Source organism: Paraburkholderia strydomiana, assembly GCF_046030495.1.
Taxonomy (GTDB): Bacteria; Pseudomonadota; Gammaproteobacteria; order Burkholderiales; family Burkholderiaceae; genus Paraburkholderia; species Paraburkholderia strydomiana_A.
Genome location: NZ_JAQQCJ010000014.1, coordinates 198325 through 208214, shown reverse-complemented (window position 1 = coordinate 208214; position 9890 = coordinate 198325). Strand labels below are relative to the sequence as shown.

Here is a 9890-nt window from a genome sequence, read left to right as displayed (position 1 = left end):
GACTGCATCATATGCCGGACGCTTCATTTCGAAGACCTTAGTCATTCTTGCTCCTCAATTTGTCACGACTTGATGAATTGATGAGGCGCGCAGCCTGCGAATTTTGAACTGACCGCCCGAAAAAAGCGCTGCACAAATCCGACTGATGTTAGCAACCTTACCTTAAGGAAACCTGACGCTGGGCAACGGCGATCCGGATGCCCGACTCCGCTGCTGTTTCCGCACAGCCGCCAACGTAGGGGCGGCAAGACCGGTATGCCGAGGTTTTCCGCTTGAATCACGGGAACAGTTTGCGCCATAGCAGGCAACGTCACGGGCCGGCTTCTTGCTATTACTCCCATGCATCATCAATAAACGCTCTTCGCTGGGAACCCACAGCAAACGCCCGGACATCAAACACTCCGACCTCACTCCCGTTGAAGTGACGATTTATATAAAGGATTCCAAACTGAAATAGGGAATCTTCGCCATGCGAGTTATCCACCGCGGCCAGCAACGTGGTCATGACAGACGACCCCCTGGCCGCGGTGGATAACTCGCAGCACCCTCAATTGGAGACAGCTGACCCACGGAAAGCAGACCACCCAAGGGCTTGACTTCCAATGCCCCATAGAAGTGTGTTGCATCCACCGGTTGAATCTGCCCCGAACCGCGGTCTTTCCGCGGCGCCCCGACCTCTATTTGGACCGTTGAAGCCGCATGCACTCGATTCGAGAAAGTACATTCAACCAACCTCGCCCGCGCCCGTTTCATCGCCGCACCCCGATTGCCGCGATTTTTCCTTTTTCGATCGCAGCTGTGGACACTCTGCCTGATTGCTGGTGCGTGTCCGATGTGATGACCTGCCGACTCAATCCAGTCCGAAGCGTCGGATGAACCACGTCTTCGTCAGATGCGTCATCACCGCATAACTCAGGAGAATTAGCAGAAGCGCTGGCCAGTAAGTCGGTGGCAAGGGAATAAAGCCCAGAAACGTGCCGAGCCACGTAAAGGGTATGGCAATGCCCACGGCAGCGATGACCAGGCTCGTCGTGATCAACGCCGCGCTTGCACGACTTTCCAGGAATGGCACCTTCGCCGTGCGGATGATGTGGATGATCAGCGTCTGGGTGAGGAGCGATTCCACAAACCAGCCGGTCTGGAACAGGGCAGGCTTGTCCCATGCGTTGAAGACGTAAAGCATCATGAAGTACGTGGCATAGTCAAATACGGAACTGATCGGCCCAATCAGAAGCATGAATTTCACGATGTTGCCGATGTCCCATCGCCGTGGCACGCGCAGGTATTCTTCATCGACGTTGTCGGTAGGAATGGCGGTTTGCGAAAAGTCGTATAGCAGATTGTTGGTGAGCACCTGGATAGGTGCCATCGGCAGAAACGGCAGCATGATGCTGGCACCCAGCACGCTGAACATGTTCCCAAAATTCGAGCTTGCTCCCATCTTGATGTATTTGGTGATGTTGCCGAACACTCGCCGGCCTTCGAGTACCGCTTCACCGAGTACGGCGAGGCTCTTCTCGAGCAGAATGATATCGGCCGACTCTTTCGCGATGTCGACGGCGCTATCGACGGAAACGCCGACGTCTGCGGCCTTGAGCGCCGGTCCATCATTGATGCCGTCGCCCAGGAAGCCGACGACATGCCCTCGCCGATGCAAGGCATCGATGATAGAGGCCTTCTGCGACGGCGATACCTTCGCGAAGACGGGAGCGGTCTCCACCAGCTCAGCCAGCCCGGCGGCCGATAGTAGTTCGAGTTCCTTGCCAAGCACGACCCGGTCTACCGTAAGTCCGACCTCATGGCAGATCTTGCGGGTAACGATGTCGTTATCCCCGGTGAGAATCTTCACCTGCACCCCGCGCGCTTTCAACGTAGCAATGGCCGCCGCCGCCGTCTCCTTCGGCGGGTCGAGAAACGCAATGTAGCCGAGGAGTGTCAGATCGGCCTCGTCACTGACCGAATAGGCGCCCTGCTCCGGTAGCATCTCCTTGTAGGCAACCGCCACGACCCGAAACCCATCTGAATTGAGCGCAGCGGTGGTTTCCTTCGCGGCTGCGAAATGGCTCTGGTCGAGGACGCCCGTATCGCCGTTGATGGCGTAACGGGTGCACACCGAGAAAATCTCTTCGACCGCTCCTTTGCAGATCAGGATGTGAGCTCCGTCTCCCCGTGCGAGAACGACAGACATCCGGCGCCGCTCGAAATCGAACGGCATCTCGTCGATTTTGGTGAATTGCTCATGGGCCTTGAGTTGCTCATGAAGCTCGACGTGCTTCAGCACGGCGACATCGAGCAGGTTCTTGAGGCCGGACTGGTGGGTGCTGTTCAGATAAGCATATTCGAGCACCTGATCCGATTCATTGCCCTGAAGATCCAGGTGGCGCTTGAGGATGATGCGGTCCTGAGTCAGGGTGCCCGTCTTGTCCGTGCAAAGAACATCCATTGCGCCGAAATTCTGGATTGCGTTCAGGCGTTTCACGATGACTCTTTTGCGCGACATCGCAATGGCGCCCTTGGCGAGATTGACCGTCACGATCATCGGCAGCATTTCGGGCGTGAGCCCTACCGCCACAGCTACGGCAAAAAGCAGCGCTTCGAACCAGTTGCCCTTGGTCAGGCCGTTGATGACGAATACCAGGGGCACCATCACCAGAATGAAGCCAATCATCAGCCATGTGAACCGTGTGATGCCCTTGTCGAAGCTTGTCTGCACGCGTTGCGCGGCTATCATATCGGCGAGTCGGCCGAAAGCCGTCCGGCTGCCGGTCAGGACAACGACGCCGCAGCCGATGCCGCTCACGACAGCGCTGCCCAGAAAGCAGATGTTCGGCAGGTCGAAATGGGTTTCGGTCGACGCAGTGCAGGCATGCGCGACTTTCTCGAGTGGCATGGCCTCGCCGGTCAACGCAGACTGATTGACGAACAGATCTCTCGCCGATATCAGCCGCAGGTCAGCCGGAATCATATCGCCGGCCGACAGCAGGACGACGTCGCCCGGGACAAGCTGTTCGATTGGAATGTCCACATGGTCCGGGCCGCCCCCCGTTGTCGGGCGGCGCACGGTGGCGGTCGTACGCACCATCCGGCGCAGTGCGTCAGCGGCTTTGTTCGAGCGGTGCTCCTGAAGAAAGCCGAGTGAAACGCTAAGGACAACCATCACCGCGATCATGATCGCAGCGCGTGGCTCACCGAGAAAGTACGACGCTGTCGCCAGCGACAACAGCAGCAGGTTCAGAGGGTTGATCGATCGGCTGGCCAGTTCGCCCAGGATCGTGTGGCGCGCCTCGTGGGCCACCTGGTTGAGACCGGCTGTGCGCGATCGCTGTTCCGCCTCGTCGGTGGCAAGACCGCTCGCCGTGCTGTGTAGCCTCCGGAGCGCTTCGTCAGGTGAAATCCGCGCGAAATCGCCGAGCGTTTCGCTGCTTGCGCTCGTCGTGTGTGCGCCTGCCGGCGACGAACGTCGAAACCAGCTTAGGACCGGGATCAAGGCGTCCGCGCCAAATTTGCCGTCGAGCAATCTCATGACGAGGTCAGTCGGAAGATGAACATCGGCGCCCTTCGATGGCGGATCAGGAAAGGGGGGAACAATCCGGCGGCGAGTTTCTCACTGACTATCATGCAACCCGCACACCTGATGGGCGGTCTTGCGAATGCTCGCGCGGATGGAACAGTGCGCAGTTGATGTGTATCAACGAACGCGCTAGCAGTCGCCACTGCGAGGGAAGTGTCACGTGGGCAGCCCGTTTCCCTGTCCGCACAGATAGCTCGGCGACACTATATGTTCGACGCTCTTGACCGCACCAGTCCCAGCCTGCCATAGCTCGGACCCGCATTGTCTGCCGCGTCGATCCGACAGCCGCGAAAAGCCCAAAGTACGCTTCGGGCTAAGCCAGGATCATCACGATCACCATGCCCCAGATAGTCAGGATTGTGTTGCTTACCGCATAGCTCACCGTGTATCCGAGCCCGGGAATCTGGCTTTTTGCCGCGTCGCAGATCATTCCCAACGCGGCAGTCGTCGCTCGCGCACCAGCGCACACACCAAGCAGGATGGCCGGCGGAAAGTGAAACACGTAACGTGCGATCAGCATGCCGAGAATGAGAGGAACGGTCGTGGCGAAAATGCCCCATAAGAACAGACCGATGCCGAGGTGCTGTAGACCGGCGACGAAACCCGGTCCCGCAGTGAGACCGACCACCGCGATGAACACGTTCAGCCCGACCGAGCTCATGAACCAGACCGTTGGCTCCGGGATACGGCCAAAGGTGGGACGTATTGCCCGCAGCCAGCCAAACAGAATTCCGGCGAGGAGCGACCCGCCAGCGGTCGACAGCGTCATTGGAATGCCTGCGACCTTGATGACGATTGCTCCCAGCATCGCGCCAACGGTAATTGCGAGGCTGACGAACGCCACGTCAGTCACATTGGTTGGCCGGTCCAGTACACCGATTGCTTTCGCGGCAGCGCTTGTGTCCTGCGTGCGCCCGACGATCGTGATGGTATCGCCGCGCTGCAGTCTTGTGTTGGGCAGGACGGGAATTTGCGTTTCCGTGGGGCCGCGCTTGATCTTCCTGAGGAAGACGCCGCGCGAAACTGGCAAGCCGGCGAGTTCCTGCAATGTCTTTCCATCGACTGCCTTGCTGGTCACATACACGTCCACCCCTTCGGCGGGCACAGCCAGCAGTTCCGGATCGTCCACCTCCACCGCCCTCACCTTGCGATCCGACACGACCAGGTCGCCATCGTCGCGCGTACTCGTGCCGCTCGCGCCGAGCACCGAAACCAGCTGGTCGCGGGGACCCGCAATCGCCACCACATCGTCAGCTTGCAACGCGTAATCGAGCGTCGCCTCGTGTATCACACCGTGCCGCCTCACGCGTTCGATGAACAACCGCATTCCCTCCGGCTGAAGCGCTTCAACCTGGCTGACCGTCTTGCCGCAAACCACGCTTTCCGGTGTTACGCGATAGGCGCGGAGTTCATACCGATGCCACGCCTGGGCGGCGCCTCCCAGTTCCTTTGCCCCACCCAAACTTGCCTCGTATTCCTTGCATGCGGCAATCAGGTCGATCCGCAGGAGCTTTGGCCCTAATGTCGCAAGGATCACCGCCGAGCCTATCGTGCCGAAAATATAGGATATGGCATAGGCGGTCGGCATCGCATCCAGCAATGCCTTTGCCTGGTCGGGCGGCAGGCCCAGCCGGTTGATTGCGTCCGTCGCGAGTCCCATGGAAGCTGAAATGGTTTGGGAACCGGCGAGTAGCCCAGCGCCGGACCCGATGTCATATCCACCCAACTTGACGGCGAGGACAACCGAGGCCAACGAAAGGCCGCACTGGATGACGGCGAACAGTGCTTGTGGCAAACCGTCTTTAGCGATTCCGCGCACGAACTGCGGCCCCACCCCGTAGCCCACGGCGAACAGGAACATGAGGAAGAAAACTGACTTGACGTTGGGCGAAACCGTAATATGAAGCTGCCCAATCGCAATGGCGGCCAACAGGGTTGCCGTCACGGCGCCCAGACTAAACCCCTTGAAGCTCTTGCCGCCAACCCAATAGCCCACGCCGAGCGCCAGAAATATGGCAACCTCGGGATAGCGCCGCAATGTTTCCGTTAGCCACGACATAGTACCCTCGCATCCGGTTGCTCGATAACATAGGGTCCATGCACTTGCGTGTTGTCGATGAGTCGGTAACTTGACGCAGTTGTCGAACCTGATGAATCATCAATCTCTGCCCCGCAGACACCTTGACGTGGATCAAGGTCCCACACGTCCTTCCGGTTCGCGTGCGCGTCTTATTCCTTCGGCCGGCGCATGCCATGCGCGTCGACCGCCCCGCCGCTATTCACGCGACGCTCAGTTGGTCTACCACCCACCGTACTCCCTTGGTCCCCCACGCGACGCCGCATGCGACACGCTTGTCGAGTATCGAGTCGACTACACCCGTCAATCTGACGACGCCATCATGTGCATCAACCGAAATATCGCCTGATTCATGCCGTGCGCGCCGCTGCAATGCATCGGCAATCTGTCGACTCACGTCGGCCGCCAGCGGATCGATTCGCACCTCGATCTGGTTGGCGACGCCGACTACCCCCCGCATTCGACACACCAATACTTCGGCGGCCTGGCGCTGATAGCCATACTCCACTGTCCCGGTGAGCGTAACGCAACCGTGTTCCACCACCACACCGATTGCGTTCTCCGGGAGACCTTCCTGCCACTGCAAAGCCGCGAGAATCGCGGCGGCAAGCTCTTCGTCCGAGTGCCTGAGCGGGGACGGCGCACGAACCACGAGGTCAAGTACAACCCCCCGGCTACCGGCGACCCTCTGCACGGCCTTTTGCAAAGCGAGTTTCTGGGCGCAGCTCCTGACGGATCCTTCGAGCGTGACGACACGGTTGAGCACCGTAGCAGTCACGTTCCGGGAATCGAGTGCGGGGTCCCAAAGTAACTCCTGTTCGACGTCATTCTTGAGTTCCTGGTCTGATTTCATCGATCTCTCCTGGGGATATACGTCGAACACAGATTTAGTCGCAACACGCGATGAGCGCGACGATGCGGAGGGATCTGACAACGGATGCGAGAACCTTAGTCCCGCGATCGCGGCACCCGATTGACTCAGGTCAAACGCGACCAGTCCACATGACACGCCTGCGCGATGTCGCGCCGGTTAGCGGCAGCAGTTATCCCAGGATTGATGCACATCAAGTGACGGTAGGACCGCGCGCCTATTCTGGAAGCAGTCGCGGCAAGCCATGCAGGTGGTCAGCTTGCTCCGCGCCTTCCATCGCGTTGGGAACGCCGGACGCTATTGGGCCTGGCATTGCGCTGACGGTGACCCCATTCCGGCAGGAGGAGACAACATGAACTGGTTGGCAGAATATTTTGCCCAGCGGACCGGCCCGTTGACACTGGGCCTATGGGCCTTCCCGCCCCTTCGTGTCGGACCAGAAGGGCCTGCTGCGCCGCCAGCCTACGTGCTGAGCTATCCAGGCGTACAACTTACGTTCACGCCGCCGGAAGTCATCACGCACGGAAAGTTTCGCTACGAGTTGCCTGCGCACTATGACTCTGAAGAACCTTTGATCGCCTCCGCGTCGGACGCACTTCTCGATGACCAGTCACGACAGTTTTTTAGAAAAGTTTCAATTTACGCGCCGTCCGGATTCAATCCTGATTTTCTGGTCACGATCAATGACGCGTATTCATTCGTGCCAGCGTTTTCGTCCGACGGTAGCCCCGGTTTCTCCGGCTCGTGCATGAGCCCGCTCGATGAGCCGCAGCATCCTTCCCAATTGAAACTCCCCTGGACGTTCCAGGGCTTTATTACGATCTGACACCGGGGCCATGGTCGACAGACCCCGCGTACGGTGACGGTTGCGTCCAGTATTTCGCCGGTCGCGAGATATTGGGCAGGTAGTCGCCACGGAAAAGGAGCAGCACATGGACGAACGCAACGTTGCCTGGTTCGAGGAACTGCGGCGCGCGGATGTTCCTCGCGTTGGCGGCAAGAATGCTTCGTTGGGCGAAATGGTGGCCAATCTCGCCACCTGCGGTATCAAGGTTCCGCCAGGTTTCGCCATCACAGCCGACGCATACCGGCAGTTCATCGAAACGAATGGCCTGACGCACACGCTCTCACGCACGCTTGCGGACCTTGCCGACGGCAAGGTCACTTTGGCCGAAGCTGGAGATACGATCCGGCGCGCCATCCTGCGGGGCGAATGGCCTGAAGAGACGGCGCGGACCATTCGACGCGCCTACGCGGAGCTAAACAGTCGTGCGGGGTTGACCGACGTGGATGTGGCTGTGAGATCGAGCGCGACGGCAGAGGATCTGCCTGACGCGAGCTTTGCCGGACAGCAGGAAACCTTTCTCAATGTCAGAGGTGAACGTGCGTTGCTCGATGCCTGCAGACGCTGCTACGCATCGCTCTTCACCGATCGCGCGATCAGTTACCGGCAGGCGAAGGGTTTCGACCATCTGAAGGTGGCTCTCTCGGTCGGTGTGCAACGCATGGTGCGCTCGGATCTCGGCGGGGCCGGCGTGATGTTTTCCATCGACACTGAAACCGGATTTGAAAAGATTGTCCTGATCAACGCGGCTTGGGGCCTCGGCGAGAACGTCGTGCAAGGCACGGTTGATCCGGACGAATATGAGGTATTCAAACCCCTGCTCCGCGACCCGAAGTGCTCGCCTATCGTCGGCAAGAAGCGAGGCGGCAAGGGATTCAAGATGATTTACACGAGCGGCAGCGAGCAGCCCACGAGGAATGTGCCGACGTCGAAAGCCGAGCGCGCCTGTTTCGTGCTGAGCGATGCCGAAATCCTCACCCTTGCAAGATGGGCGTGCGTCATCGAAGAGCACTACGGACAGCCGATGGACATCGAATGGGCTAAAGACGGCCATACCGACGAAATCTTCATCGTCCAGGCGCGTCCCGAAACGGTCGAGTCTCGCAAGGAGCCCGGTGCCGTGAAGACCTATCGGGTCACCAAGACGGGCCGCCAGCTGGCATCGGGTGTGAGCATCGGCGAAGCCGTCGCGGCCGGTGCGGTCTGCGTGATTGAAAGCCCGCACGAGATGGATCGCTTCGTCGACGGCGCCATTCTGGTGACACGAACGACAGACCCCGACTGGGTGCCGCTCATGAGGCGTGCCAGCGCAATCGTCACTGATTATGGCGGCCGCACGTCGCACGCGGCGATCGTTAGCCGTGAACTCGGTCTTCCCGCTATCGTCGGCGCGGGCAATGCGACGCATGTGCTGCACGATGAGCAGAACGTGACCGTTTCCTGCGCCGAAGGCCGCGAGGGATTCGTCTATGAAGGGACGGCCGAATACGAGGTCGAAGAGATCAATTTCGACAGCATCCCGACGACACGCATCAAGGTCATGTTAAACCTCGCCAATCCGGCTGCGGCGTTTCGCTGGTGGCGACTCCCGGCCGACGGCGTCGGACTGGCGCGTATGGAATTCGTGGTGAGCAACCACATCAAGATTCACCCGATGGCCCTTGTCCGCTACGACACGCTGAAGGACGAGGACGCAAAACGGACCATTGCGGAAATGACGGCCGGCTACGAGCCCCGAACAGAATATTTCGTGGACCGCCTCGCGCGCGGTCTGGGGCGGATTGCCGCGGTCCAATATCCCCATCCCGTCATCGTGCGCATGAGCGACTTTAAAACGAACGAGTACGCCAATCTCATCGGTGGGTCCGAGTTCGAGCCGAAAGAAGAAAATCCGATGCTCGGGTTCCGCGGCGCTTCGCGCTACTACTCGGCACGCTATCAGGAAGGGTTTGCCCTCGAATGTCAGGCTATTCGCCGCCTGCGCAACGACATGGGATTTGACAACGTGGTTGTCATGATCCCATTTTGCCGCTCGACGAAAGAAGCCGACCGCGTACTTCAGGTCATGGAGGAAAACGGCCTGAAACGCGGAGAGGCCGGTCTCGAGGTGTATGTGATGTGCGAGATCCCGTCTAACGTGATTCTGGCGAAGGCTTTCGCGCACCGCTTCGACGGCTTCTCAATAGGCAGCAACGACCTGACGCAGCTGACGCTCGGTGTGGATCGCGACTCCGTTGAACTCGCCGGGCTGTTCGACGAAGAGGACGACGCGCTCAGGTGGATGATCGAGCGTGTCATCGCAGAAGCGCACACGGCGGGCGTGCATATCGGTTTGTGCGGCCAGGCGCCCAGCGACCACCCTGAGTTCGCCGGGTTTCTGGTCGAATGCGGTATCGACTCGATGTCGGTGAGCCCCGATAGCTTCATCGCGGTCAAGCGGCGGGTTGCGGCCGCAGAAAAGACCGCGCAATCAGTTCCGACGATCTAGCCGCGTGCAGTGAAGAACTGAACTGGAAGCTCCCTGGTC

The 9890-nt window shown here is 59.5% G+C and carries 5 protein-coding genes; 2 read left to right on the top strand and 3 right to left on the bottom strand.

The features are described from left to right. Positions 1-850: 850 nt before the first annotated feature. The 3 genes from mgtA to PQQ53_RS20170 form a co-directional block, all read right to left on the bottom strand. Entirely contained in the window at positions 851-3523 is a 2673-nt protein-coding gene (mgtA, locus tag PQQ53_RS20180) for a magnesium-translocating P-type ATPase (RefSeq protein ID WP_408325662.1), read from the bottom strand. A gap of 361 nt (positions 3524-3884) precedes the next feature. Beyond that, positions 3885-5630, bottom strand: coding sequence for an aspartate-alanine antiporter (aspT, locus tag PQQ53_RS20175; protein WP_408325659.1), 1746 nt, complete (start codon positions 5628-5630; stop codon positions 3885-3887). 220 nt (positions 5631-5850) lie between these two features. Then, on the bottom strand, positions 5851-6501 hold the full coding sequence (locus PQQ53_RS20170) for a BON domain-containing protein (RefSeq protein ID WP_408147729.1): 651 nt from the start codon (positions 6499-6501) through the stop codon (positions 5851-5853). A gap of 370 nt (positions 6502-6871) precedes the next feature. Here PQQ53_RS20170 and PQQ53_RS20165 point away from each other — a divergent pair, with 370 nt between their 5' ends. Further along, on the top strand, positions 6872-7345 hold the full coding sequence (locus tag PQQ53_RS20165) for a hypothetical protein (protein WP_408147727.1): 474 nt from the start codon (positions 6872-6874) through the stop codon (positions 7343-7345). A gap of 106 nt (positions 7346-7451) precedes the next feature. Next, positions 7452-9851, top strand: coding sequence for a phosphoenolpyruvate synthase (gene ppsA / locus PQQ53_RS20160; protein WP_408325656.1), 2400 nt, complete (start codon positions 7452-7454; stop codon positions 9849-9851). Positions 9852-9890 lie beyond the last annotated feature (39 nt).

Bases quoted from the DNA above. Each gene is read 5' to 3' on its own strand.
- ppsA (WP_408325656.1), top strand. From the start codon at position 7,452: ATGGACGAACGCAACGTTGCCTGGTTCGAGGAACTGCGGCGCGCGGAT.
- PQQ53_RS20170 (WP_408147729.1), bottom strand. From the start codon at position 6,501: ATGAAATCAGACCAGGAACTCAAGAATGACGTCGAACAGGAGTTACTT.
- aspT (WP_408325659.1), bottom strand. From the start codon at position 5,630: ATGTCGTGGCTAACGGAAACATTGCGGCGCTATCCCGAGGTTGCCATA.
- mgtA (WP_408325662.1), bottom strand. From the start codon at position 3,523: ATGAGATTGCTCGACGGCAAATTTGGCGCGGACGCCTTGATCCCGGTC.
- PQQ53_RS20165 (WP_408147727.1), top strand. From the start codon at position 6,872: ATGAACTGGTTGGCAGAATATTTTGCCCAGCGGACCGGCCCGTTGACA.